Below are 24,396 nucleotides of genomic sequence, written 5' to 3' on the forward strand. Positions count from 1 at the left end.
GATCTTCAGATTGTCTTAAGACTAGCCGGGCAGGGTGACCGCGACTTTATCAAGGCCGGGTTCGGCCCCAACCCCTGCACAAGGTGCCTTTTCTATGAGCGAAAACCTGATGACAGCGCGCTATTCAAGGCTGTCGATGATTCTGCACTGGTTGATGCTGGCGTTGTTTGTCGGCGTGTACGGTTGCATCGAAATCAAAGGTCTGTTGCCCCGCGGGCACGCACTCAAGGGGCTGTTCCTCGGCGCCCATGCGCTGTTCGGTATCGGGATTTTCCTGCTGGTCTGGCTGCGCCTGCTCGGGCGCCTGACGCCGCGCCCACCGATCGTGCCGCGCCCGCCGGCCTGGCAGACGGGCGTGTCGCACCTGATGCACCTGGCGTTGTACGGCCTGATGATCGTCACGCCGCTGCTGGCCTGGCTGATGCTCAACGCCGCAGGCAAACCGGTGCCGTATTTCGAGTTTTCCTTGCCGACCCTGGTCGCAGCGGACCCCGACCTGGCCAGGCAGTTCAAGCACTGGCATGAATGGTTGGGCAGCGCCGGTTATTGGCTGATCGGCCTGCACGCCGCCGCCGGTTTGTTCCACCACTATTGGGTGCGGGACAACACCTTGCTGCGCATGCTGCCAAAACGTTAAGAACGCTGAGGTTGCGGTTAAGTCGCTTGATGAAACGTTTCATCAAGCGACAAACGGGCTACGCAAGCGCTTGCGTAAGCAAATCTATCTGATTAGAGTCGGTGGTGATCGGCTCTGATCCAAGGAGCGCGAATACAAAAATAATAAATTCAGGAGCTCAGTCATGAGCCTCGAACCCTTGCTTGAAATGCAGGGCATCAGCAAAACCTTCAGCGGTTTGCGCGTGCTCAAGAATGTCAGCCTGAAAGTCTACCCCGGCGAAATCCACGCCTTGATGGGGGAGAACGGCGCCGGCAAATCCACCCTGATGAAAATCCTCTCCGGCGCTTACCAGGCCGACCCGGGCGGCACCATCCGCATCGCCGGCCAGCCTGTCGCCACGTTCGACCCCGCCACTGCCAAAGCCCTCGGCATCGCCGTGATCTATCAAGAACTGAGCCTGTGCCCGAACCTGAGCGTGGCCGAGAACATCTACCTGGGCCGCGAACTGCGCCGTGGCTGGACCATCGACCGCCAGGGCATGCAGGCTGGTTGCGTGGAAGTGCTGCAACGCCTGGGTGCCGAGTTCACCGCGGCGACGCGGGTCAGCAGCCTGTCGATTGCCGAACGCCAATTGGTGGAAATCGCCCGCGCCCTGCATGCCCACGCCAAAATCCTGGTGATGGACGAGCCCACCACGCCGCTCTCGTCGCGCGAGACCGATCGCCTGTTCGCACTGATCAAACAGCTGCGCAGCCAGGGCCTGGCGATCATCTATATCAGCCATCGCATGGCTGAGATCTACGAACTGTCGGACCGGGTTTCGGTGCTGCGCGACGGCCAGTACATCGGCGAACTGACCCGCGACGCGCTGTCGGCCGAGGTATTGGTGAAGATGATGGTCGGCCGCGACCTCTCCGGTTTCTACAAGAAGGAACACGCGGCCTATGACCCTGGCGCGGTGGTGATGCGCGTGCGCGACATGGCCGATGGCAAACGCGTGCGCAACTGCAGCTTCGACCTGCATGCCGGCGAAGTGCTGGGCATCGCCGGCCTGGTGGGGGCAGGGCGCACCGAACTGGCGCGGCTGATCTTCGGCGCCGACCCGCGCACCGGCGGCACCCTGGAAGTGGTGGGCAAGACCGTCACCCAACTGCGCACCCCGGCCGACGCGATCCGCGCCGGCGTGGTGTACCTCACCGAAGACCGCAAGGCCCAGGGCCTGTTCCTGGACATGAGCGTGGCCGACAACATCAATGTCTGCGCCTGTGTGCCGGACGCCCATGCCGGTGGCGTGCTCAATCGACGGCATGCCGCGCAACGCTCGCAGGACGCGATCAAGTCGCTGTCGATTCGCGTGGCGTCGGGCAAGGTCAACGTCGGCGCGTTGTCCGGCGGCAATCAGCAAAAGGTTTTGTTGGCGCGGCTGCTGGAGGTCAAGCCGCATGTGCTGATCCTCGACGAACCCACGCGCGGCGTGGACATCGGCTCCAAATCCGAGATCTACCGCATCATCAATCAACTGGCGCAGGCCGGTGTAGGCGTCGTGGTGATTTCCAGCGAGTTGCCGGAAATCATCGGCACCTGCGACCGCGTGCTGATCATGCGCGAAGGCCAGTTGGTGGCCGAAGTCGGCGGGGCTTCGGGCCACGTCATTTCCCAGGAACGTATTATTGACCTCGCCACCGGTGGCGATCAGGTGGCTGCCCATGGCTGATTCGAACAACACAATGACCCTCCCGCCAATCGGCAAGGCCGAGCGGCTCAGGGAACTGATGCGCAGCGTCGGCATGCTGCCGGTGCTGGTCCTGCTGCTGGTGGGCTTTGCCCTGGCCAGCGAAAACTTCCTGACGGTGCAGAACCTGTCGATCATCACGCAACAGGCCTCGGTCAACGTGGTGCTGGCGGCGGGCATGACCTTTGTGATCCTCACTGCCGGCATCGACCTGTCCGTCGGTGCGATCCTCGCAGCGTCCGCCGTGGTGGCGTTGCAGGCCTCGATGTCGCCGCAGTTCGGCATGTTCGGGATTGCCGCCGGGATTGGCTTTGGCCTGTTGCTGGGCCTGGTCAACGGTGGGTTGATCGCGTTCATGCGCTTGCCGCCGTTTATCGTCACCCTCGGCGCGCTGACCGCCATGCGCGGCCTGGCGCGTTTGCTGGCCGACGACAAGACCGTGTTCAACCCCGACCTGCCGTTTGCCTTTATCGGCAATGACTCGATCCTCGGCGTGCCGTGGTTGGTGGTGATCGCGGTCGCGGTGGTGGCGTTGTCGTGGTTCATCCTGCGGCGCACGGTGATGGGTGTGCAGATCTATTCGGTGGGCGGCAACCCGGAAGCGGCGCGGCTCTCCGGGATCAAGGTGTGGAAGGTGCTGCTGTTCGTCTACGCGATGTCCGGTGCGTTGGCCGGGCTTGGCGCGGTGATGAGTGCTTCACGCCTGTTCGCCGCCAATGGCCTGCAACTGGGGCAATCCTACGAGCTGGATGCGATCGCTGCAGTGATCCTCGGCGGCACCAGCTTTACCGGCGGCGTCGGCACCATCGGCGGCACGCTGATCGGCGCACTGATCATCGCGGTACTGACCAATGGCCTGGTGCTGCTGGGCGTCTCGGATATCTGGCAGTACATCATCAAGGGCATCGTGATCATCGGCGCGGTCGCGCTGGATCGTTATCGCCAGTCCGGTGCGCGGACCTGAGTTCACTCCTACAACAATCACAAGAGAGACCCACATGAACCTAAAACACATCTTTCCCGTCATTGCCTTGGCTGCCCTGATGTCCCAAGCCGTGGAAGCGCGTGAATTGAAAGCCCTGGGCATCAGCATGGGCTCGCTGGGCAACCCGTATTTCGTGACCCTGGCCGACGGCGCCACGGCCCGCGCCAAGGAGCTGAACCCGGGCGTCAAGGTCACGTCGGTGTCGGCCGACTATGACTTGAGCAAGCAGTTTTCGCAGATCGACAACTTCATCTCGTCCAAGGTCGACCTGATTCTGATCAACGCCGTCGACCCCTCCGCGATGGCCTCGGCGATCAAGAAAGCCCGTGACGCCGGTATCGTCGTGGTGGCGGTGGACGTGGACGCCAAGGGGGTCAACGCGACCGTCCAGACCGACAACGTCGAAGCCGGCAAACTGGCCTGCCAATTCCTGGTGGACAAGCTCGCGGGTAAAGGCAACGTGATTATCCAGAACGGCCCGCAAGTGACTGCCGTGACCGACCGCGTCAAAGGTTGCAAGGCCGCCTTGGCCGCTGCGCCGCAGATCAAGGTGCTGTCCGATGACCAGGACGGCAAGGGCTCGCGTGAAGGCGGCCTGAACGTGATGCAGGGCTACCTCACGCGTTTTGCGAAAATCGACGGTCTGTTCGCGATCAACGACCCCCAGGCCATCGGCAGCGACCTGGCGGCCAAGCAGCTCAAACGCAGCGGTATCATCATCACCTCGGTGGATGGCGCACCGGATATCGAGAATGCGCTGAAGACCGACACCCAGATCCAGGCGTCCTCCAGCCAGGACCCATGGGCCATGGCGCAGACGGCGGTGAACATCGGCAATGACCTTCTCAACGACAAGGCGCCGGCCGAAACGGTTACGCTGCTCACGCCCAAACTGATCACCCGCGACAACGTCGCGACGTACAGCGGTTGGTCGAGTAAACACTGAGTCATTGAGGGGAACAGCGCCGTGGTCACCATGGATGACGTCGCAAGCAGAGCGGGGGTGTCGACGTCAACGGTGTCCCATGTGTTGAACGGCACCCGCAAGGTCAGCCCGGCCACGGTGCAAGCGGTGCAGCGCGCGATCCAGGAACTGGGTTATATCCCCAACACCCTGGCGCGCTCGCTGGCGCGTTCGAGCACCAACACTATCGGCGTGGCGATCTCGGCGCTGTCCAATCATTACTTCAGCGAAACCGTACACGCGATCGAAACCGAGTGCGCCAAGCACGGCTACATGATGCTGTTCGTCGATACCCACGACGACCCGGAGCAGGAGCTGCGGGTGGTCACGGCGCTGCATCACCGGCGCGTCGACGGCATTGTGTTGGCGCCTTCGAACGGTTCGCTGGCCCTGGAGTATCTACGGGCCAGCGAGATTCCGGCGGTGCTGGTGGACCGGATGATGAGTGAACAATTCGATCAGGTCGGGGTGGCGAATACCCAGCCCACCCAGGCGCTGATTGCCCACCTGATCGCCCATGGGCATCGCCGAATCGGCTTCATCGCCGGGCGCCTGGGGTTCAGCACCACGGATGAACGGGTGGCCGGTTACCGCGCGGCATTGGCGGCCGCGGGGCTGGCGTTCGATCCGCAACTGCTGGTCAACGGCGGCTCCAACACCGAACCGGCACGCCAGGCCACGGTGCAGTTACTGGGCCTGGCCGCGCCGCCGACCGCGATCATGGCCGGCAACAACCTGATGACCCTCGGCGCCATGCAGGCCTTGCGCGATGCACATATCGAAGTGCCGGCGCAGATGGCGCTGGTGGGCTTCGATGATTTTGATTGGGCGGATTTCTTCGTGCCGCGCCTGACGTTGATCGCCCAGCCGGTCCAGGCGCTCGGCGCTCGTGCGGTCAACCTGTTACTGCAACGCATGGCCGCACCCGATGCGCCGACCCGCAGTGTGCGTCTGGAGCCGACCCTGCAAATACGTAACTCCTGTGGCTGTGATTGATTGGAATGACACGCGTATGAACACTGCTGTTTCCCTCGGCATCGACCTGGGCACCTCGGAACTCAAAGCCATCCTGATGGACGCCAGCGGCGCGGTGCTGGCTCAGGCCGGCGTGCGCTTGAGCGTCTCGCGCCGGCACCCCGGCTGGTCCGAACAGGCGCCGCAAGACTGGTGGCAAGCCTGTTTGCAGGCGCTGGATGTGTTGCGCGCTCATGAATCGTTTGCCCGTGTGGCGTGCATCGGCCTGTCTGGGCAAATGCACGGCGCGGTATTGCTGGGGGATGACGATCGCGTGTTATACCCGGCGATTCTGTGGGACGACTCGCGCGCGGTGGCCGAAGCGGCACAGCTCGGCCCAGGGTTTGCCGACGTCACCGGCAGCTTGCCCATGGCCGGCTTGACCGCGCCGAAACTGCTCTGGCTGCAACGGCATGAGCCCGAGGTGTTCAAGGCCATCGATTGCGTGCTGTCGCCCAAGGACTACCTGCGCCTGCGCTTGAGCGGGGAGCGCGTCAGCGAGATGTCCGATGCGGCCGGAACGCTGTGGCTGGACGTGGCCAATCGTCAATGGTTCAGCCCCATGCTGCGGGCCACCGGCCTGGCGCCGGAACAAATGCCCAGGCTGGTGGAGGGCGGTGCGGCAAGCGCGTGTCTGACCGCTCGCGAGCTGGGTTTGCGCGCCGAGGTGGTGATTGCCGGCGGCGGTGGCGACAACCCGGTTGCGGCGGTCGGCATCGGCGCGATCAATGCCGGCGACGGTTTCATCACGCTGGGCACCAGCGCGGCGATTGTCGCCATCACCGACCATGCGGCGGGCAACCCGGCCAGCGCGGTACACAGCTTCTGCCATGCGCTGCCCGACCGTTGGTACACCATGGGCGCGATGCTGGCCGGCGCCAGTTGTTTGCGCTGGGTCACGCGCCTGACGGGCATGCCGGATGAACAGGCGCTGTTGGATCAGGTCCAGGCCCAGTTGCCCATCGGCCAATCGGTGCCGCTGGATACGCCGTTGTTCCTGCCGTACCTGGCCGGCGAACGCACCCCGCATAACGACCCTTTATTACGCGGCGGCTTTATGAACCTGGGCCACGACTGCACCCCGGCGATGCTGGGGTATGCGGTGATGGAAGGCGTGGGTTTTGGCCTGCTCGACGCGTTGCGCGCGGTGCAATCGAGCGGCGCCGACGTCACCGCCTGTGCGCTGGTGGGTGGCGGCGCGCGCAGTGGGTATTGGGCGCAGTTATTGGCCAACATTCTGCAGCGGGAAATCTTCACGCTGCACGGCAGTGAACTGAGCGCGTGCATCGGCGCGGCGAAGTTGGGCTTTTTGGCCATCGGGCAGGGCGCGGCGTTGCTCGCGGCGGGCATGCCGGTCAAGGCGCGGTATGTACCGGACGTGGCGCAACAGCCGGTACTGGAGGCGCGTTATCGCAAGTTTCAGGGGCTGTTGGGCGCGGCCAAGGCTCTGCACGACTGACTTGACCTGGCCCTGTGGGAGGGAGCTTGCTCCCGATAGCGGAGTGTCAGTCACCGCATAAGTGCCTGAACCACAGCTATCCCCACCTAAGGTTTGTCGGCGTTAGTCCGTCAGCGGTGGCAGGCGCCGCTTCACTGGGGTTTTCTTGACGATGGCGGTGTTGGTCTCGGCATAGGCGTTGAGCCGATCCAGCAGGCTGTCGAGGTGGTCCATGGTGCGTACATGCAGGCGTGCGATGAAGCAGTCCTCGCCGGTGACTTTGTCGCATTCGGTGAATTCGGGGATGGCCTGGATCTGCCGCTCCACTTCCTGCAACTGGCCGGGCAGGGGACGGATACGCACGATGGCTTGCAGCAGGTAGCCGAAGTGTTTGGGGTCGATGTCGACCGTGTAATGGGTCAGCACGCCGCGCTCCTCCAGGCGGCGCAGGCGTTCGCCGACGCTGGGCGAGGACAGGCCGGTGATGCCGGCCAGGGCCTTGAGGGACAGCCGGGAGTCGTCCATCAAAGCGCCGATCAGTTGTTGGTCGATGGTGTCGATCATGGTGTGCGCCTAATAAATAAAGGTCATTGAGGCTTTTCGCCTTTTTTAGGCGCTGGAGCCGCGGCGAACCAGCTTGCCATAATTGAGCCTCACTTGAGGAGTCTCAATCATGGATACATCCATCCGTCGCGGGTCGTGGGAAATGGTCGCCGCCATGCTGATCTCGGGCACCATTGGCTGGTTTGTACTGGTGTCGGGCGTATCGGTGCTCGAAGTGGTGTTCTGGCGCTGCGTGATCGGGGCGCTGACATTATTGCTGGTGTGCGCGCTGCTCGGGTATCTGCGCCGGGACTTGCTCAGTTGGGCCGGGCTCGGCCTGGCGATGCTCAGCGGAGTGGCCATTGTCGGCAACTGGTTGCTGCTGTTCGAATCGTATTCCCGCGCGTCCATCGCCATCAGCACTGCGGTGTACAACGTGCAGCCGTTCATGTTGGTGATGCTGGCGGCGCTGTTTCTCGGTGAAAAGCTCAGCGTGCCGAAGCTGGCGTGGCTGAGTGTGGCATTCCTCGGGATGCTGGCGATTGTCAGCGCCCATGGCAATCAGCCAACCGGCGACGATTACCTGGCCGGTATCGCCCTGGCCCTCGGCGCGGCGTTTCTGTATGCGCTTGCCGCGCTGATCATCAAGCGCCTGAAGGCAGTGCCGCCGCATTTGATCGCGCTGATCCAGGTCACGACCGGTGCGTTGTTACTGGCGCCGCTGGTGCCGTGGCACAGTCTGCCGGTGGCGCACAACGCCTGGGCGGCCTTGTTGACGCTCGGGGTGGTACACACCGGTTTGATGTATGTGTTGCTGTACGGGGCGATCCAGAAGTTGCCGACGGCCATCACCGGCGCGTTGTCGTTTATCTACCCGATTGCGGCGATTCTGGTCGACTGGATTGCCTTCGGGCATCGCCTGGGTTGGCTGCAATGGCTGGGCGTCGCCGCGATTCTGTTGGCTGCCGCCGGGTTGCAAAGGGGCTGGTGGTGGCGCCCCAAAGCTGTGGTGCAAGTGCAGTGATCGAGAGCGAGCGCGCCGTTGCAGCGCGCCCGCGGTTCGATCAATGCGGCGCGCGCGGGATGGTCTTGAGCAGATCGTCCGGGCTGATGTAGCCGACCACGCTGCCTGGCTGCGGCAACCCGAGGATGTGCCCCTTGATCTTGCCCACCACATGCATTTCGCAAGGCTTGCAGTCGAATTTCAGGGTCAGCACTTCATCGCCATGGATCAACTGCATCGGCGCAACCTTGGTCTTCACCCCCGTCACGCCCTTGGCCTGTTTGGGGCAGAGGTTGAACGAGAAACGCAGGCAGTGCTTGGTGATCATCACCGGCACTTCACCGGTTTCTTCGTGGGCTTCGAAGGCCGCGTCGATCAGTTTCACGCCGTGGCGATGGTAGAAATCCCGGGCCTTCTGGTTATACACGTTGGCCAGGAACGACAGGTGCGCTTCCGGGTACACCGGCGGCGGGCTGGTTTCGGCCTTGCGCCCACCACGCGGGTGAGCGTCGATGCGCGCCGCTGTCAGTGCTTCGATCACTTCACGGCGCGCGGCCTTGAGCTGCGAGTTGGGGATGAAGAACGCCTGCGGCGCATCCAGCTCGATGGCGGTGGCGTGGTATTCGGTGGTGCCCAGTTGGCCGAGCAGGTCACGCAGGGTGTCCAGCGCCTGTTCCGGCTTGTTGGCCGCGCCGAACGGGCCGGGCAGGGCGACGCTGGCGGTGATGCCTTCTTCGCTGGTGGCGTTCAGTTCCAGGCGATCTTCGCGCAGTTGGGCGACCCACGACAGGCCGATCCGGCGCTCGGCGGAGGTTTTGAGCAGCGCCTGTTGCCAGTTGTGGTCGAGGTTGCGGTTCAACGGGTGGTTGGGGCGCAACTGATGCAGGCCGGCCGGCATTTCGTTCGGCTCGACGCGATAGCGGTAGCGCTTCTCGCCGTCTTCCTCGAACTCGCCCTTGGCCTCGGCGATATTGGCGCGGAAACCCACCACTTCGCGCTTGACCAGCACATTCAGGCCGTCGCCGTTGGACAGCGGCTCATGGGTGATCACTTGCAGGTCGCGTTTGCCGGCTTTTTCCACCACGCCCACCGGTAGGCCGGTGAAGGTCGGGGTGTCGAAGGCGCCGATGTCGATCTTGCGGTCGCTGACGAAATAATCGGTGCTGCCCCGGTGGAAGGTCTTTTCCGGGTCGGGCAGGAAGAAATGCGCGGTCCGGCCGCTGGAGGCGCGGGCCAGGTCGGGGCGGTCTTCGAGGATCTCGTCGAGGCGCTGGCGGTAATAGGCAGTGATGTTCTTCACATAGCCCATGTCCTTGTAGCGCCCTTCGATCTTGAACGAGCGCACACCGGCATCGACCAGGGCGCGCAGGTTGGCGCTCTGGTTGTTGTCTTTCATCGACAGCAGGTGCTTTTCAAAGGCGACGACGCGGCCTTGATCGTCTTTGAGGGTGTACGGCAGGCGGCACGCCTGGGAACAGTCGCCGCGGTTGGCGCTGCGGCCGTTCTGCGCGTGGGAGATATTGCACTGCCCGGAGAACGCCACGCACAGGGCGCCGTGGATGAAGAACTCGATAGCGGCATCGGTTTCATCGGCAATGGCGCGGATTTCCTGCAGGTTCAGCTCGCGGGCCAATACCAGTTGCGAGAAGCCGGCCTGGTCGAGAAATTTGGCGCGGCCCAGGGTGCGGATGTCGGTCTGGGTGCTGGCGTGCAGCTCGATCGGCGGGATATCCAGCTCCATCACGCCCAGGTCTTGCACGATCAACGCGTCGACGCCAGCGTCGTAGAGCTGATGGATCAGCTTGCGCGCCGGTTCCAGTTCGTTGTCGTGCAAGATGGTGTTGAGGGTAGTGAAGACGCGGGCGTGGTAGCGCCGGGCGAATTCGACCAATTGCGCGATATCGCTGACCTCGTTGCAGGCGTTGTGGCGGGCGCCGAAGCTTGGGCCGCCGATGTAGATGGCGTCGGCGCCATGCAGGATGGCCTCGCGCGCGATGGCGACATCGCGGGCAGGGCTGAGCAATTCCAGGTGATGTTTGGGCAAGGACATAGTTTTTTTAGTCAGGCTTGTCACGGTCGAGGCGCGCATTGTAGCCGTGAAACGCCTGACCGGCACCTACCGCAGGGCCGCCGGCGGGCTTGGCCTGCAAGGTGCCAGGCCAATGACGGGTGTTTCAATCGACGCGGGTTCAGGCCTTGGCGGCCATCGCGGTGACTTCCACGCGCATGCCTTCCACCGCCAGGGCCGCCACGCCAACTGCGGCACGCACCGGCCACGGCTTGGCGAAGAAGCGCTTGTAGACCTCGTTGAACGCCGCGCGGTCGGCCATGTCGGTCAGGTAGATGGTCAGGTGCATCACCCGGTCCATGGAACTGCCGGCGCGTTCAAGGGCAACTTTCAGCGCTTGCAGCGTGCATTCGCTTTGCGCGGTGATGTCGCCCAGTTCCAGGTTGCCGTCGGCGCGGGTCGGGATCTGGGTGGAGACCAGGATGCCGTTGAAGCCGATCACGTCGGAGGAAATCGAGTCGGCATCCGGATCAGGGGTGAAGGACAGGTCGTGGTTGGCCATGACGTTCTCTTGGCAGGGAAAAGGGGCGCCAATTTAAACACAGGGGGCGCGAGGATCAGTACTCTTCGGCTTTGCAGGCGTGGCGAGCGACGAGTATTTGACGTCAAATGATATTTATTTTTCATCGGTCAAGTCCGGTATTTATTGGCCGATAGTGCAGGAGATAACCCCCGATTCTACGCACGGCTGAGGCTACGTCATGTTCAATCACACACTAAAAACAGAACTGGCGGCCAGGAGGGCCGAAGTCGCTGAATACCAAGGATTGATTGCCGCGCTTGAGCGCTCCATGGCCGTGGTCGAATTCGACCTCAATGGCAAGGTGTTGCGCGCCAATGACAACTTTATGAAAACCCTGGGTTACAGCAGCGCTCAATTGGCCGGCAAGACCCACCGTGATTTTTGCCCGTCGGCGCTGACCAGCAGCCCTGCCTATGCCGAGTTCTGGCAGGAACTCAGGGCCGGCAAGTTCGTCTCGGGCACATTCAAACGCGTGGACGCCCACGGCAAGATCATCTGGCTGGAGGCCAGCTACAACCCGGTGCTGGATGAGCGTGGCCAGGTCGTGAAAGTGGTCAAGTACGCCCTCGACGTCACGCGCAAAGTGGAGCAGGAGGCAGCGACCCGTAGCAAGCTGGCTGCGCTGGACCGGGCGATGGCCGTGATCGAGTTCGATTTGAACGGGCAAGTGCTCGATGCCAACGAGAATTTCCTCACGGTCATGGGGTATTCACTGACGGAACTCAAAGGCAAGCATCACCGTATGTTTTGCGAACCGGCCCAGGTCAACAGCCCTGAGTACGCCGACTTCTGGCGGCGCTTGAACAATGGTGAATTCTTCACCGGGCAATTCAAGCGTATCGGCAAGCACGGCCGCGTGGTGTGGTTGGAGGCGAGTTACAACCCGGTGTATGACGGCGACGGCAAGCTGATCAAAATCGTCAAGTTCGCCAGCGACATCAGCGAGCGTGTCGAGAAGTTCGAGGAGGATTCACGCGGTGCTTCCCGCGCTTACCATATTTCCTCGGAAACCGAGCGATTCGCCGAGCATGGCACCCAGGTGATCCACGAAACCGCCAGTGAAATGCGCCGCATTGCCGATAACATCGGCGCCTCGGCACGCCTGGTGGGGCAGTTGGGCGATCGTTCCGAGCAGATCACTGCGATCGTCAATACCATTCGCGGTATTGCCGACCAGACCAACCTGCTGGCGCTCAACGCCGCCATCGAGGCCGCGCGCGCGGGCGATCAGGGCCGTGGTTTTGCGGTGGTGGCCGATGAGGTCAGGCAACTGGCGGGGCGTACCAGCCGTTCCACCGCCGAGATTGCCGAGATGATCGGCCTGATTCTGTCGGAAACCCGTGACGCAGTCGCCAGCATGAGCGCGACCCAGGAAGGCGCGCAACGTGGCGTCAGCCTGGCCGACCAGGCGGGTGCGGTGATTCTGCAGATCCGCACCAGCACCAGCGATGCGGTACAAGCCGTGAGCATGTTTGCGTCAAAGCTGGATGAGTCGGAGGTGGTTCCGAAAACCGCTGTCGGCTGGGTCGGCTAGACGCGCACCCGGGGTCAGTCTCACTCCTCTACATCCATGAACTCTTTGGCCCAGGCCACGTAGCTCTCCGGCAGGGTGTAGGTGTGAGTAAGCTCGGTGGCACTGAGGTTCGAGGTGCTGTGGGTGAGCTGACGTTGGGCGCGCAGGCTGTCGTAGGTGGCCTTGATCGCTGCGAAGTAGGCGCCGTGGCCGGCCACCACGATGCGTACTCCCAGGCTTGCCAGGCGCTGGCTGTCATTGAGTTTCGGGTTGCCGTAGGTCACCAGCATCAAGGGCACCGTGAGTTGTTGCGCAATCTGCTCAAGGTGCTCGAAGTCGCTGACACCCACCATGCAGATCCCATCGGCACCGGCTTTTTCATAGGCCAGGGTGCGTTCGATCACAGCCTCGGTCGGCAACACCTTCGCGTTAGTGCGGGCGATGATGGACAGCTCGGGGTCGACCCGTGCTTCAAGGGCGGCCCTGACTTTGCCAATGCCTTCCTCGATGGAAATCAGATCGGTCGATTTGCGCCCGAACTGCGCCGGCAACAGCGTGTCTTCAATCGTCAGTGCCGCAACGCCTGCGCGTTCCAGCTCCGCGACGGTACGCATGACATTCAGGGCATTGCCATAGCCGTGGTCGGCATCGGCAATCACCGGCAACTGCGCAACGCGGCCGATCCGGGTGGCCTGTTCAACGAACTCACTCAAGGTGATCAACGCAAAATCGGGTGCCGCCAGTACCTGCAGCGAAGCGACCGAGCCCCCCAGAATGCCGACCTCGAAGCCCAGGTCGGCGGCGATACGCGCCGACATCGGGTCGAACACAGAGGCCGTCTCAACGCACAGTGGCGTAGCAAGCAGTTCACGGAAATTACGACGCAGGGCTGAGTGGGACACTTTGGGCATGATCTTTCCTGGTTCTGGTCATTGTCGACTGACGATCAATGCCTATTCATAGTCGTCAGAGATTACCACGCCACAAAACCCAGGATTATGACGTTTGAGAATGGGCTATGCCCACCGCACATACGGTGGGCGCGAGGTGTGCGCCGTTCAGTCGGCAGGCTGGCTAAGCAGGTTGAAATGACAGGCGCTGCCACCGCGTCGTTTAGCCTGGTACATCGCGTCGTCGGCCCGTGCGAGCAGTTGCTCGACGCTTGCCCCGTCCCATGGATACAGGCTGATGCCGACGCTGATATGTGTGTTCAGGCGGTGGGCATCGATCATGAACGGCTGGTTGATCGCGCCGATCAATTTATCGGCCAACACCTCGACCTGCCTGGCGTGGTCCATGCCGGTCACCAGGATCGCAAACTCGTCGCCGCTCAAACGGCCGACGACATCGGACCTGCGCACCGACTGGCTGAGGCGTTCGGCCACCGCCACCAGCAATTTGTCGCCGCATGCATGCCCATGGGTGTCGTTGACCGCTTTGAAACGGTCCAGGTCGATAAACATCAACGCCAGCGGCTGTTGCTGCTGGGTGGCATGACTCATCGCTTGATTGAGCAGGCTCAGAAACAGGCTGCGGTTGGGCAAGCCGGTCAGTCCGTCATGGAACGCCAGTTGTTGCATGCGCGCACGTTCTTCGTCCATCACCTTGAAGTTGTGCAGGATCGCGATGAAGTGCGTGACCACGCCCTGCGGGTCGAGCACCGGGGTAATGACCTGATTGATCGTACAGTTGGAGCCGTCCTTGCGGCGCTCGACCATCTCGCCCTGCCAGGTCAGGCCCGCCATGATGGTCATCCACAGCTCCCGATAGAACGTGGTGGTTTGCCGTCCCGACGACAAAAGGTGCGGGGTTTTGCCGACCAGCTCCAGCTTCGAATAGCCACTCAACAGGCTGAACGCTCGGTTGATCCACACAATGCAACCCGATCTCTCGGTGATCAGCACCGGGTTTGTCGCCGCGTCCAACGCCCTCACCAACACTTGCTGCTCATCTTCGATCATGGTGCCCTCCGACGGAGCCGGTGACGCTGCAAGTCTTGATGCAGGCTAGGGGCAAGGGGCCCGGCGGCTGTTGATGAAAATCAACTTTTGCGGGCACCAACTGATAAAGATCAAGTAGCCGCTGAGCCGGAACGCTCAATCTGAAGACCTATCCACCGAATCAGATGGCCGCGTGCCGAGGTGCCCCCATGTTGCAGACTCAGCGTTTACTGTTGATTGCCCCTTCGTCCATGACCCGCACACCGGCGTTCGATCGTGCAGCTGCCTTGGCGCGCGCGATGCAGTTGCCGTTGCATATCGTGGCATTCGACTATTTGCAGGCCCTGGCGATCGCCGGGCTGTTTGCGCCCGAACAGATCAATCGGGCCCGGGAAGGGTACCTGGACACCCATCGCCACTGGCTCGCCGAGCAGGCCGAGGTGATGCGCCAGCGCGGGGTCGAGGTCACCAGCGAGGTGGTCTGGGTGCATCATCCTTATGAGGAAATCCTGCATTTCGTCAACGAGATGTCGCTGGCCCTGATCATCAAGGATGCCGAGGAAGAGCCGGCGTTGAAACGGGTGTTCTTCACCCCGCTGGATTGGCAACTGCTGCGCGACTGCCCGGTGCCGGTGCATCTGGTCACCGACTCGCGCCACCCGTTGCCACGCAAGGTGCTGGCGATTGTCGATGTGTTGCGCAGCGAGGAGCAGGACCAGATCTTCAACGACCAGATTGTCGAAGCGGCGGTCAAGCTGGCCGCGCAATGCCAGGCCCAGCTGGAGTTGCTGCATGTGTACGACTGGGCCGCGGTGTATGCCAAGGACATGGGCTTCGGCGCGGTGCCCCTGGCCGCCGGGCTCTATGAGTCGTTGAATGAAGCCCAGCATGAGGCGTTTGCCGCGTTGGCCGAGCGCCAGGGGATTCCCGTCGAGCATCGGCACTTTATCGAGGGCACGCCGCTCTTCAACATTTGCGACTTCGCCCGCGATCACCAGATCGACATCATCGTCATGGGCACCGTGCAGCACTGGGGCTTGAACAAGCTGTTGGGCACTACCGCCGAAAGCCTGCTGCACCACGCGCCGTGCAGCATGTGGGCGATCAAACCGACGCGCAACTGATGAAGGATTGAACCTGGCGCCAGGACCAACCGGTGCCCGACGAGGTGCGAAATGAGCCAATATCAACGTCTGTTGCTGATCACCGACCGTTCGTTGTATCACTCCCCGGCGCTGCTGCGCGCGGTGGCCCTGGCCAAGGCCAGCGGCGCGGCGCTCGATATCAGGGCGTTTATCGAACCTGCGCCGATCATTCATTTGTGGGAAGAACACGTCGATGAGTCGGTTTTCCAGGACTATCTGCACCGCTATCGCGATTGGCTGGTCGACGAAGTCCAGCGCCTGGGCGGTAACGGCCTGAAGGTGACGGTTGAATTGCTCTTTACCACCCACCCTGTGCTGGAGATCCTGCGCACGATCGCCGATCTGAACCCGGACCTGGTGATCAAGGACGTGAAGCTGGAGCCGGTTCTCAAGCGCATATTCATCACCCCGCTCGATTGCCACCTGCTGCGCGAGTGCCCGACCCCCCTGCATCTGGTGAGTCAGGCGCGCTACGGTTTGCCCCATCGCGTGGTGGCGGCCGTCGATCCGTTCGAGCCCGGCACGCAGATCAGCGGTCTGAACGACACCATCATTCAGTGTGCCTACTCCATGGCCCTGCAATGCGATGCGCCGCTGCATCTGTTGTACGCCTATGACCTGTCCCCGGCATTCAACGGCGATGCGCCGATGGCCATGGGCGGTTGGAACGTGGACTTCGCCGAAGAGCTGCGCCAGTCGTTGCACCAGGCATTCGTCACCTTGGCCGACCGTTATGGCGTACCGCCGGAAAGACGGCACTTTGTCATGGGCCAGCCAGTGCCGGTGATTCAGGAGTTTGTCGAGCAATTCCAGGCCGACGTGGTGGTCATGGGGACTGCTCACCGGGTCGGGCTCGACCGACTGATCGGCAGCAACACCGAACGGGCGCTGTATTCGGTGCCGGGCAGCATTTTAGCGATCCGCCAGCCGGGAAACGACGTCAAGGGCTAGCCCGGGCTCTGATCCTTTATTGACAAAGGTCAGAGGCACGGCGGGCTCACGTCGGATACTGAAAATGTGCGTTGTTGATTTCTTACCGCGATGAATCGAGGGGAAACACCATGAACCGCTACCTGTCCGTTTCACTGTTGGCGCTGGTATTGGCAACGTCCGCCGGGTGCAGTCAACATGTCAAGGAGCTTGAGGCTCGCCTGGACTCCGCAGAAAACAATGCCGCCACGGCGCGCCTGCGCGCTGACGAAGCCTACCTCAAGGCGGAGCAGGCGATGGCGCTGGCCAACCAGGCCCAGCGCACCGCTGACGAAGCCAACGAAAGAGCGATCCATATGCTGACCAGCGCGACCCGCAAATAGCCGCTGCTGCGTGTTATGGGGTCAGCACGATCGCGCCGTTGAACTGCCCGCTGCGCAGGTGCGCGAGTGCCTGATTGGCGTCTTCCAGGGCGAAGCGGGTGATGTCGCAGTGGATCGGCGTGTGCTGCACGGTTTGAAAGAACGCCGTGCCGTCCTGTCGGGTCAGGTTCGCCACTGAGCGCACGCTGCGCTCGCCCCATAGCAGTCGATAGGGGAAGGCCGGAATATCGCTCATGTGAATCCCGGCGCAAATCACACAGCCGCCCTTGACGGTGGCGGCCAATGCCAGCGGTACAAGCGCTCCGACCGGGGCGAATATCAGGCTGGCATCCAGCAGGTGCGGCGGCAGTTGGTCCGAAGGCCCGGCCCACACGGCGCCCAATGAGCGTGCATAGGCCTGGCCTGCGCTGTCACCCGGGCGGGTGAACGCGTACACCTGTTGCCCGCGGCCCAGCGCCACCTGGATCGCCAGATGGGCGGCCGCACCGAAGCCGTAAAGCCCCAGGTGGGCGGCGTCGGCGGCCATTTGCAAGGCGCGAAAGCCGATCAGGCCGGCACACAACAGGGGCGCGGCTTGAACGTCCGACAGTGTGTCGGGAATCGGCAGGCAGAAGCGTTCGTCCGCCACCGTGTATTCAGCGTAGCCGCCGTCCAGATTGCAGCCGGTGAACAGCGCCTGATCGCAGAGGTTTTCCCGGCCCGATCGACAGAAGGCGCACTCGCCGCAGGTCCAGCCGAGCCACGGCACCCCGACGCGGCGGCCGATCCAGTCAGCCCCGACCGCGGCGCCCACGGCCGTCACTTCACCGACGATTTCATGGCCTGGCACCCGTGGCAGTTGCGCTTGCGGCAACTCGCCGTCGACCAGGTGCAGGTCGGTGCGGCACACGCCACAGGCCAGGACCTTGATCAACAGCTGCCCGCTTCCGGGTGTCGGGATCGGGCGCTGCTCCAGTTGCAGCGGCTGGCCGGGGGTGTGCAGAACCATCGCACGCATGACGAATCTCCAGGTGTTCGGGCGGTAATGCTAGATCGGTCGGCGGCAGCCCGCGACCAGACGCTTGAGACCTTCCAGGTCCAGGATCGTGACGTTGCGGCCGACGATCTGCGCCAACCCCTGGTCGCGCAGGTGCGCGATGCCGCGGCAGATGGTTTCCAGGCGCAAGCCCAGGTAGGAACCGATTTCCTCACGGCGCATTTTCAGCACAAAGTGCCTGGCCGAATACCCGCGTGAGCTGAAGCGTTGCGACAGGTTCAGCAGGAACGCGGCCAGGCGTTCATCCGAACTCATGTTGCCCATCAGCATCAGCAGGGTGTGATCCTGCACGATTTCACGGCTCAGCAGCCGCGTGAGGTTGTGCTGCAGCGACGGAAGGTTACGCGCCAGGCTCTCCAGATGGGCGAAGTGGATGGGGCAGACCTCACTGTCCTCAAGGGCGACCGCCGTGCAGGCGTGTGCATCGTCACTGATGGCGTCCAGGCCGAGCATATCGCCGGAGAGTTGAAAGCCGGTCACTTGTTCACGGCCATCGACAGACACGATGCCGGTCTTGAACGAGCCGGTGCGAACCGTATACAGCGAACGCAAGGGATCGCCGGTACGGAATAAAGCTGCGCCTTTTTTGACCTTGAAGCGTTGCACCACCAATGCATCCAAGTGGGACACGTCAGGACTATCGAGACCGATTGGCAAGCTGCATGCCGACACGCCGCAACCGGAACATGCCGTTTTGGGGGGGATTACCGGTCTGGGGCAAGAGGTGTGCGGTAGCACCGTCGAGCGACCGACTAAACGCAGGTGATGGGCATTCATGCATGCGCTCCGTCCAGGCATGTGCCTGAGTGATAGAGAGAACGAGGAAAATGCGCTGCCAGCGCTTTTACTCAATATCCCGAGTTCCTGTTTCAATTGAGCTTCAGCGCCGGCTTTAAGACTTGATATACATCAAGCCTCGCGCAGTTGAGGCACCCAGAATCGACGAACGACAATCCACGGGTCGAGCCTTGACGGAGGGGTGTATGAGCGATTTTTTGAGTGCAGAGGAGCTGGAAGGGCTGGACGCGTATTGGCGGGCGTCCAATTACCTGGCGGTCGGGCAGATCTACCTCAAGAGCAACCCGTTGTTAAAGACACCCTTGACCCTGGCGCACATCAAACCGCGCCTGTTGGGGCATTGGGGCACCACGCCGGGGCTGAATCTGCTCTATACGCACCTCAATCGGCTGATCAACCAGTACGACTTGAACATGCTCTTTGTCGCCGGCCCCGGGCATGGCGGGCCGGCGGTGGTCGCGCAGACCTACCTGGAAGGCACCTACACCGAGTGTTATCCCTCGGTGGAGCGTAATGCCAATGGCCTGCTGCGGCTGTTTCGGCAGTTTTCCTGGCCCTATGGGATTTCCAGCCACGTTTCGGCGCAGATCCCGGGCTCGATCCATGAAGGCGGCGAGCTGGGTTACTGCCTGGCGCACGCCTACGGCGCGGTCTTCGATAACCCGGACCTGATCGTCGCCTGCGTGATCGGCGACGGCGAGGCCGAAACCGGCCCGCTGGCCGCCAGCTGGCACTCCAACAAATTCATCAACCCCGCGCGCGATGGGGCAGTGCTGCCGATCCTGCACCTCAACGGCTACAAGATCGCCAACCCCACGGTCCTGTCCAGGATCAGCGAAGATGAACTGTCGGCGCTGTTGTATGGCTATGGTTACGATGCGTACTTCGTCGAAGGCGATGACCCGGCGCAGGTGCATCAGGAGCTTGCCCGCACCCTTCACACCATGCTGCTGAAAATCCGCGAGATTCAGCACGCGGCACGCCAGCCCCGGCGGGCCGAGACGCCGGAGCGCCAGCTGTGGCCGGTGCTGGTATTGCGCACGCCCAAGGGCTGGACCGGGCCGAAATTTGTCGATGGCTGTCGGGTCGAAGGCACCTGGCGCGCACACCAAGTGCCGTTGGCCAACTTTCAGGCGCCGGGGCATGTGCAGCAACTGGCGGAATGGCTGAACAGCTACCGTCCCGACGAACTGTTCGATGCCGACGGTGCCTTGCTCCCGGAAATCGCCGCGCTGGCCCCCACCGGGCACCGCCGCATGAGCGCCAACCCGCACGCCAACGGCGGGCTGGTATTACGCACGCTCGACTTGCCATGCTTTACCGACTACGCGGTAGCCCTGCCGGCCCCCGGTTGCCTGCGTGCCGAGGCGACCCGGGTATTGGGCAGCTTTTTGCGCGACGTGATGAAAAACGCACAGGGCGCCGCCAACTTCCGCCTGTTCGGCCCGGATGAAACCGCCTCCAATCGCCTGGACGCCGTGTACGAGGTCAGCGCCAAGGCCTGGATGGACCCGTTGGAGGCTGACGACGTGAACCTGGCAGCGGATGGTCGGGTCATGGAGATTCTCAGCGAACACGTGTGTGAGGGCTGGCTCGAAGGCTACCTGCTCACCGGGCGTCATGGCCTGCTGTCGTGTTACGAAGCGTTCATCCATATCGTCGATTCGATGGTCAACCAGCATGCCAAGTGGCTGAAAACTGCGGCCGACGTGCCCTGGCGCAAGCCGCTGGCGTCGCTCAACCTGCTGCTGACGTCCCATGTCTGGCGCCAGGACCACAACGGGTTCTCTCATCAAGACCCCGGCTTCATCGACCTGGTGGCGAACAAGAAGTCCGACGTGGCGCGCATCTACCTGCCGCCGGATGCCAACTGCCTGCTGTCGGTGGCGGATCACTGCCTGCGCAGCCGCAATTACATCAATGTCATCGTGGTGGGCAAGCAGCCGGAGTGGCAGTGGCTGGATATCGACGCGGCCGTGCGTCATTGCCTGGCGGGCATCGGCCGCTGGGACTGGGCCTGCCGCGATGATCAGGAGCCGGACGTGGTCATGGCCTGCGCCGGCGACGTACCGACCCTGGAAACCCTGGCCGCCGTGACATTGCTGCGCGAATACGTGCCGGATCTGCGGGTCAGGGTCATCAATGTGGTGGACCTGATGGTGCTGCAGTCGTCATCGCAGCATCCCCATGGCCTGGCGGATGCCGCCTTCGATGAGTTGTTCACCACCGACAAACCGGTGATCTTTGCCTTCCACGGCTACCCGGCGCTGGTGCATCGGCTGCTGTACAAGCGCACCAATCACGACAACTTCCATGTGCGCGGCTTCATCGAGGAGGGCGCCACCACCACCCCGTTCGATATGGCGGTGATCAACAACCTGGATCGCTACCGGTTGGCGTTGGACGTCATCGAGCGCGTGCCCCGGCTGCACGAGCAACGCCACACCGCGCAGGCGCGCTACTGGGCGATGATGGAGAAACACAAGCTGTACCTGATCGAACACGGCGAAGACCTGCCCGAGGTGCTGAACTGGCAATGGACCCCGGCCGGCTAGGGGCTACTTGTTCTTCCAGTACTTCTGCATTTCCAGGAACAGAAAGGACGCCGTCCACGTGATCAGCACCAGACCGGTCAGCGCTTGCAGGCCGGTCAGGAACTTGATGTAGCCCATGGGGGTGATATCGCCGAAACCGATGGTGGTGTAGGTCGTGAAGGAAAAGTACACGCAGTCCATGAACGAGCCATCGAACTGGCCCGACAGGCGGCCCCACTCGCCGTCGCGTGTCATCAGGTAATAGACCAGGGCGAAGCACCAGACTTCGATCGCGTGGGCGAGCAGGGCACCGAAGACCCCGATGACCATCCTGAAGCGGCTCCAGACCTTGAGCCGCGGCAACCAGTCGTTCAGGCGCAACAGGCATTCGTAATGAATGACCACGGCGATGATGACCACCAGCGTATTAATCAGCGTGACGGCCAGCATGGCGAGCCTCAGTGCGTGGTTTCAGGGCGACGCTCAACCTGCGGCGACCGGCACGGGTTTCATTGGCAGCAGCGCGGGGAAGTCCTCTGGGGTCAGGCTTTCCTTTTCCATCAACAGGCGCGCGCCGGCCTCCAGGTCGGCGCGATGCGCCTGGAGTAAGCTCTTGGCGCGGGCGTAGGCTTCGTCGAGCAGGGCGCGTATACACAGATCGACTTCCCTGGCGGTCTGTTCCGAATAATCTTTCTGCCCCGTACTCTGCATCTGCTCACCCAGGTAGGTCATGTTTTGTCGCTCCAGCACCGACTGCCCCAGTTCGGCGCTCATGCCGAAGCGGGTCACCAACTGCCGCGCGATATCGGTCGCACGGGCCAGGTCATCGGCGGCCCCGGTGGACGTCTGAGCATATATCAGAAATTCGGCGGCGCGGCCGGCCATCAGCACGACGATGCGGTCTTTGAGCATCTGGTAACTGATCAGGAAGTGGTCCTCCGTCGGGCGCTGCAGCGTGTAGCCCAACGAGCCAATGGCGCGCGGCACGATGGACACCTTGTGTACCGGGTCCATGGCCGGCAGGTGGCTCGCCGCCAGTGCATGGCCCATCTCGTGGTACGCCACCACCTGGCGTTCTTCGGGGCGCAGCACGCTGCTCTTGCGTTCGATGCCCGCGATCAGGCGTTCCACGGCCGCGGTGAAGTCGTCCAGGCCGACCGTGTCGGCGCCACGGCGGGTGGCGACAATCGCCGCTTCGTTGACCAGGTTCGCCAGGTCGGCGCCGGTGAAACCGGTGGTGATGTCGGCAATGCGCTCGCTGTCGAGGGCCTTGTCCACGGTGATTTTCTGCAGGTGGACCTTGAGAATCGCCTGCCGCCCCTTGCGGTCAGGGCGATCGATCAACACCTGGCGGTCGATCCGGCCGGCGCGCAGCAGCGCCGGGTCGAGAATCTCCGGGCGATTGGTCGCAGCGAGCAGCACCACGCCCTCGCGGGGATCGAAGCCGTCCAGTTCGGCCAGCAGCTGGTTGAGAGTCTGTTCCTTTTCGTCATTGCCGCCCATTACACCGACGCCACGCATCTTGCCCAGGGCATCCAGTTCATCGATGAAAATGATGCACGGCGCCGCTTGGCGCGCCTGTTCGAACAGATCGTGGACCCGCGCAGCGCCGACGCCGACAAACATCTCGACGAATTCCGAGCCCGAGATCGAGAAAAACGGCACCCCGGCTTCGCCGGCGATGGCTTTGGCCACCAGGGTCTTGCCGGTGCCCGGCGGACCGACCAGCAGCGTGCCTTTGGGAATATGCGCGCCCAGCCGTGCGTACTTGGCCTTGTCCTTGCGGAACGAGACGATCTCCACCAGTTCGGCCTTGGCTTCGTCGATGCCGGCGACATCCGCGAAGGTGATCCCGGTGTCGCGCTGGACAAACACCTTGGCCCGGGACTTGCCGATGTTCATCAGCCCGCCCAGGCCCTGTTTTTCCGCGACGCCGCGAAACAAAAAGTGCCAGACCACCATGATCAGCATAAAAGGCAGCAGCCAACCCAGCAGGCCGCTTAAAAAGGTATTGTCAGTGACCCCGGTGAAGCTCGCGCCCGACTGCGCCAGGCTGGTGGCCAACGTCGGGTCGACCCGCACCGTCGTGAACAGGTTATGGCCGTCGATCGGCACTTGCAGCTTGCCGCTGATCTGGTCTTTCTCGACCTGCAGGTCGCTGACTTTCTGCTCGTTCAGCAACTGCCGAAACTGACTGTACGGGATGCTTTGCACCACGCGGTGTTCCGTCCATAGAAACTGCACAACGGTGAACACGACAAACGCGGTCAGAAAGTAAGACAGGTTCCACTGATGGTTCTTTTTCATGACCTTGACTCAAAAAAGGGCACGCAAGGCAGACACAAACGTTGAATGCCCCAGTCGGCGCACTGGAGCATGCATCACCTCAGGCGAGCAGCAGGTGATCTTCCACCCGCGTGACGCCCGGCACCGACCAGGCCGCCCGTTCTACGAGCTTGCGCTCGCGCCACAGGTGAACCTTGCCGTCGAGCCGGACCACATCACCGTCGACCCTGACATGAATGTCCTTGGCGTCCACTTCAGCATTGCGTTTGAGCGCATCTTCGATGCGTTTGCGGATATCGACGATGTCTACCCGCGGGCTCAGGGTCAGCCGATTATCCACCCCAAGCACGCCGGACAGCTTGCGCACCGCCTTCTCTACGGTTTCTTTCTGGTACTGCCAGTCGACTTGGCCTTCGAGGGTGATCCAGCCGTTCTGAACGATGACCTTAACCGCATTCGCCGGTACGTCGGCGCTCCAGTTGATGATGCTCAGGGCGCGGGAGGCGATGGTGTCGTCCGCGGTACCGGCGCCTTTGTGCAGGCGCACCTGGATCTCCTCGGCGACTGCGCGCACGCCTTTGATGCCTTTTACCGCGCGCTCGGCGCAGACCTTCTGTTCATAGCTACTGACATGTCCGGTGAGCGTGACAACGCCGTTTTCCACGGCAACACCGATGCTGGCTGCATCGATCTGCGGTTGGAATTCAAGCTCTTCCATAATGGCTTTGCGCAAACTCAAGTCGCTCATGATGGTGTCCTCAATCGAATTCGTGGCTGATGACGGGCCGAGAGTGGCCAGTCACTGGTTTCTACGCTCGAACCACGGAAAATCATTGAGCTATATCAACAAGGCCTGAGTGATTCACTCATTGTGTGAAAGCCAGCCATTAGTTGACAAAGATCAGAGCGCACGCCCCATGGCGCCAGATACTTGACCGACGG

At 62.4% G+C, this 24,396-nt stretch carries 21 protein-coding genes and 2 pseudogenes; 13 read left to right on the top strand and 10 right to left on the bottom strand.

Annotated features, from left to right (window positions below):
• The first annotated feature begins 94 nt into the window (after positions 1-94).
• From INT12_RS13515 to xylB, 6 genes are all read left to right on the top strand, one after another.
• Positions 95-637 (top strand): cytochrome b, encoded by a 543-nt coding sequence (locus INT12_RS13515; protein WP_102617458.1) that lies wholly within the window; start codon positions 95-97, stop codon positions 635-637.
• Positions 638-800: 163 nt separating this feature from the next.
• On the top strand, positions 801-2,333 hold the full coding sequence (locus tag INT12_RS13520) for a sugar ABC transporter ATP-binding protein (protein ID WP_017845740.1): 1,533 nt from the start codon (positions 801-803) through the stop codon (positions 2,331-2,333).
• A gap of 13 nt (positions 2,334-2,346) precedes the next feature.
• Positions 2,347-3,315, top strand: coding sequence for an ABC transporter permease subunit (locus INT12_RS13525; protein WP_086005473.1), 969 nt, complete (start codon positions 2,347-2,349; stop codon positions 3,313-3,315).
• A gap of 34 nt (positions 3,316-3,349) precedes the next feature.
• Positions 3,350-4,282, top strand: coding sequence for an ABC transporter substrate-binding protein (locus INT12_RS13530; protein ID WP_057004076.1), 933 nt, complete (start codon positions 3,350-3,352; stop codon positions 4,280-4,282).
• 21 nt (positions 4,283-4,303) lie between these two features.
• Positions 4,304-5,296, top strand: a complete 993-nt coding sequence (locus INT12_RS13535) for a LacI family DNA-binding transcriptional regulator (protein WP_046484198.1) — start codon at positions 4,304-4,306, stop codon at positions 5,294-5,296.
• Positions 5,297-5,312: 16 nt separating this feature from the next.
• The gene (xylB, locus tag INT12_RS13540; protein ID WP_193040204.1) at positions 5,313-6,773 is read left to right on the top strand and encodes a xylulokinase; all 1,461 of its coding nucleotides are present in this window, start codon (positions 5,313-5,315) and stop codon (positions 6,771-6,773) included.
• Positions 6,774-6,875: 102 nt separating this feature from the next.
• Here xylB and INT12_RS13545 read toward each other — a convergent pair whose 3' ends face one another.
• Complete coding sequence (locus tag INT12_RS13545; RefSeq protein WP_193040203.1) at positions 6,876-7,316, bottom strand: Lrp/AsnC family transcriptional regulator; 441 nt, start codon at positions 7,314-7,316, stop codon at positions 6,876-6,878.
• Between the two features lie 109 nt (positions 7,317-7,425).
• On the opposite strand from INT12_RS13545, the gene INT12_RS13550 reads away from it, so the two are divergent.
• Complete coding sequence (locus INT12_RS13550; protein WP_057004079.1) at positions 7,426-8,319, top strand: DMT family transporter; 894 nt, start codon at positions 7,426-7,428, stop codon at positions 8,317-8,319.
• A 40-nt stretch (positions 8,320-8,359) separates the two neighbouring features.
• Here the strand turns inward: INT12_RS13550 and INT12_RS13555 are convergent, their stop codons facing one another.
• Together INT12_RS13555 and INT12_RS13560 are read right to left on the bottom strand one after the other, a co-directional pair.
• The gene (locus INT12_RS13555) at positions 8,360-10,348 is read right to left on the bottom strand and encodes a peptidase U32 family protein (RefSeq protein WP_193040202.1); all 1,989 of its coding nucleotides are present in this window, start codon (positions 10,346-10,348) and stop codon (positions 8,360-8,362) included.
• A 139-nt stretch (positions 10,349-10,487) separates the two neighbouring features.
• Positions 10,488-10,868 (bottom strand): RidA family protein, encoded by a 381-nt coding sequence (locus tag INT12_RS13560; protein ID WP_193040201.1) that lies wholly within the window; start codon positions 10,866-10,868, stop codon positions 10,488-10,490.
• A gap of 199 nt (positions 10,869-11,067) precedes the next feature.
• Here INT12_RS13560 and INT12_RS31970 point away from each other — a divergent pair.
• Both INT12_RS31970 and INT12_RS31975 read left to right on the top strand, forming a co-directional pair.
• Positions 11,068-11,835: pseudogene (locus INT12_RS31970) on the top strand (PAS domain-containing protein); the annotation flags it as partial.
• Between the two features lie 111 nt (positions 11,836-11,946).
• Positions 11,947-12,423 (top strand): annotated as a pseudogene (locus INT12_RS31975) (methyl-accepting chemotaxis protein); the annotation flags it as partial.
• 20 nt (positions 12,424-12,443) lie between these two features.
• Here the strand turns inward: INT12_RS31975 and INT12_RS13570 are convergent.
• Together INT12_RS13570 and INT12_RS13575 are read right to left on the bottom strand one after the other, a co-directional pair.
• Complete coding sequence (locus tag INT12_RS13570; RefSeq protein ID WP_017845749.1) at positions 12,444-13,313, bottom strand: isocitrate lyase/PEP mutase family protein; 870 nt, start codon at positions 13,311-13,313, stop codon at positions 12,444-12,446.
• Positions 13,314-13,460: 147 nt separating this feature from the next.
• Positions 13,461-14,363: a GGDEF domain-containing protein gene (locus tag INT12_RS13575; protein ID WP_017845750.1), complete on the bottom strand. Its 903-nt coding sequence runs from the start codon at positions 14,361-14,363 to the stop codon at positions 13,461-13,463.
• A gap of 188 nt (positions 14,364-14,551) precedes the next feature.
• On the opposite strand from INT12_RS13575, the gene INT12_RS13580 reads away from it, so the two are divergent.
• The 3 genes from INT12_RS13580 (at position 14,552) to INT12_RS13590 (ending at position 16,800) form a co-directional block, all read left to right on the top strand.
• On the top strand, positions 14,552-15,466 hold the full coding sequence (locus INT12_RS13580; protein ID WP_104903156.1) for a universal stress protein: 915 nt from the start codon (positions 14,552-14,554) through the stop codon (positions 15,464-15,466).
• Positions 15,467-15,517: 51 nt separating this feature from the next.
• Entirely contained in the window at positions 15,518-16,438 is a 921-nt protein-coding gene (locus tag INT12_RS13585; protein ID WP_046484209.1) for a universal stress protein, read from the top strand.
• Between the two features lie 110 nt (positions 16,439-16,548).
• Entirely contained in the window at positions 16,549-16,800 is a 252-nt protein-coding gene (locus INT12_RS13590) for an Lpp/OprI family alanine-zipper lipoprotein (RefSeq protein ID WP_017845753.1), read from the top strand.
• A 13-nt stretch (positions 16,801-16,813) separates the two neighbouring features.
• Here INT12_RS13590 and INT12_RS13595 read toward each other — a convergent pair whose 3' ends face one another.
• Together INT12_RS13595 and INT12_RS13600 are read right to left on the bottom strand one after the other, a co-directional pair.
• Positions 16,814-17,797: a zinc-dependent alcohol dehydrogenase family protein gene (locus INT12_RS13595; RefSeq protein ID WP_126585283.1), complete on the bottom strand. Its 984-nt coding sequence runs from the start codon at positions 17,795-17,797 to the stop codon at positions 16,814-16,816.
• Positions 17,798-17,827: 30 nt separating this feature from the next.
• Positions 17,828-18,457, bottom strand: coding sequence for a helix-turn-helix domain-containing protein (locus INT12_RS13600; protein ID WP_017845755.1), 630 nt, complete (start codon positions 18,455-18,457; stop codon positions 17,828-17,830).
• A gap of 362 nt (positions 18,458-18,819) precedes the next feature.
• On the opposite strand from INT12_RS13600, the gene INT12_RS13605 reads away from it, so the two are divergent.
• Entirely contained in the window at positions 18,820-21,189 is a 2,370-nt protein-coding gene (locus tag INT12_RS13605) for a phosphoketolase (RefSeq protein ID WP_017845756.1), read from the top strand.
• A 3-nt stretch (positions 21,190-21,192) separates the two neighbouring features.
• Here INT12_RS13605 and INT12_RS13610 read toward each other — a convergent pair whose 3' ends face one another.
• From INT12_RS13610 to INT12_RS13620, 3 genes are all read right to left on the bottom strand, one after another.
• Positions 21,193-21,618 carry a potassium channel family protein gene (locus INT12_RS13610; protein WP_193040200.1) on the bottom strand — a complete coding sequence of 142 codons (426 nt, stop codon included), beginning with the start codon at positions 21,616-21,618 and terminating at the stop codon, positions 21,193-21,195.
• Between the two features lie 33 nt (positions 21,619-21,651).
• Positions 21,652-23,475: an ATP-dependent zinc metalloprotease FtsH gene (gene ftsH, locus INT12_RS13615; protein ID WP_193058874.1), complete on the bottom strand. Its 1,824-nt coding sequence runs from the start codon at positions 23,473-23,475 to the stop codon at positions 21,652-21,654.
• Between the two features lie 79 nt (positions 23,476-23,554).
• Positions 23,555-24,202: a BON domain-containing protein gene (locus INT12_RS13620; protein WP_017845759.1), complete on the bottom strand. Its 648-nt coding sequence runs from the start codon at positions 24,200-24,202 to the stop codon at positions 23,555-23,557.
• Positions 24,203-24,396 lie beyond the last annotated feature (194 nt).

This window comes from Pseudomonas sp. K8, assembly GCF_014889455.1.
Taxonomy (GTDB): Bacteria; Pseudomonadota; Gammaproteobacteria; order Pseudomonadales; family Pseudomonadaceae; genus Aquipseudomonas; species Aquipseudomonas veronii.